Consider the following 1523-nt stretch of genomic DNA (forward strand, 5'->3'; position numbering starts at 1 on the left):
GGAATGATGTTGCGAATCTCTCGTCGAATTCTGATTCATGGCACATGGATTTCTGTCTTACAGTACCGATCAGGCGTTTCTTCTTCCTCCCGATCCTCGGGACTGGCTCTCTGCCGACCACCTTGCGTATCAGGTGATCGATATCGTTGGGGAGCTTGACACGTCGCGATACTTCGCCTCGTACGGCAAGGACGGTCGCGGAGCTGCGCCGTATTCGCCTTTGATGATGGTCGGTCTTCTCTTGTACGCGTGGACACGCAAATTGTATAGCTCCCGCAAGATCGCAGCGCTTTGCCGCGACGATTTGGGCGGGAGAGTGGTCTGCGGCGGCTGTTTTCCGGACCACCGTACGGTCAACTCGTTTCGGATGCGGCACCAGGGGGCGCTCAACGCCCTGTTCAAGCAGAGCGTGGACCTTTGCAGGGAGGCCGGGATGGTCGGCCTGGTCGAGGCCGCTCTGGACGGAACCAAGATCGAGGCGAGCGCCAGCAGGCGCAAGGCGATGAGCTACTCGCGCATGGTCGACGAGGAAGCTCGAGTTCAAGCCGAGATTGACGGATACTTCAAGCGCGCCGCCGAGGAAGACGCCGCAGAGGACGCGCTGTTCGGACCGGACGGCAGCGGCCTGCCCGCCTCGGGAGAGATTGAGCGCCGCCAGAACCGCCTGGCCAAGATACGGGCCGCGAAGGCGGCCATTGAGGCCGAGGCGAAAGCCGCTGCAGATACTCGGCGGCGGGAACGGGCCGAGACGGAGGCGGCGTACGAGGCTAAGGGCAGGAAGCCTTGCGGCCCACCGCCCAAGATCGACGAAACACCGAAACCGACTGCCCAGCGCAGCTTCACCGATCCGGAATGCAGGATTATGAAGGCCGCGAACGGATCCTATATCCAGGCTTACAACGCTCAGGCAGTGGTCGACGGCAAATTCCAGGTGATTGTCGCCTGTAGCCTGAGCTGGCAGGCGGCGGACGTGCCGCACCTTCCGGAGATGCTGGACCAGACGATCACAAACGTCGGGGTGCCAAACAGGATATTGGCCGACCCTGGGTATTTCAGCGAGGAGAACTACGCGGTTGCGGAGGCGCGCGGCGTCCAGGCGCTGATCCCGCCGGATCGCCAGCGTCATGGAACGCCGAACTCGCCCTGCTCGCCGGCGACGCCGGAGGAAGAGGCCGACATGGACTTCACGGAGCGAATGCGCCGCCGGATTTCGACCGCCGAGGGCCGGACTGCCTATGCCAAGCGAAAGGGCATCGTCGAGCCCGTGTTCGGACAGACCAAAGGATGTGCCGGACATCCCGGCTATCTCGGCTTCCTGAGACGGGGCTTTGAGAAATGCTCCGCCGAATGGCTGTGGGTATGCGCCAGTCATAATATTCTCAAGTACATCCGTTACAAGACGGCTAAAGCAGGCGGTACGCTTGTGGTGGCACCGAAACGGGCAAATCGCAACGAATGCTCGGCAAATCGAATCCAATTCGCCCTCGAAGGCGTCTAATACGGGCGTGAAAAGCCCAGATTTG

The 1523-nt window shown here is 61.5% G+C and carries 1 protein-coding gene; it reads left to right on the forward strand.

Features of this window, described 5'->3' with window-relative positions; all coding sequences use genetic code 11:
• Positions 1 to 37: 37 nt before the first annotated feature.
• The gene (locus tag VGK27_00915; protein HEY3488663.1) at positions 38 to 1498 is read left to right on the forward strand and encodes an IS1182 family transposase; all 1461 of its coding nucleotides are present in this window, start codon (positions 38 to 40) and stop codon (positions 1496 to 1498) included.
• The last annotated feature ends 25 nt before the right edge of the window (positions 1499 to 1523 follow it).

Source organism: Candidatus Deferrimicrobiaceae bacterium (genome assembly GCA_036504035.1).
Taxonomy (GTDB): domain Bacteria; phylum Desulfobacterota; class Deferrimicrobia; order Deferrimicrobiales; family Deferrimicrobiaceae; genus JANXPS01.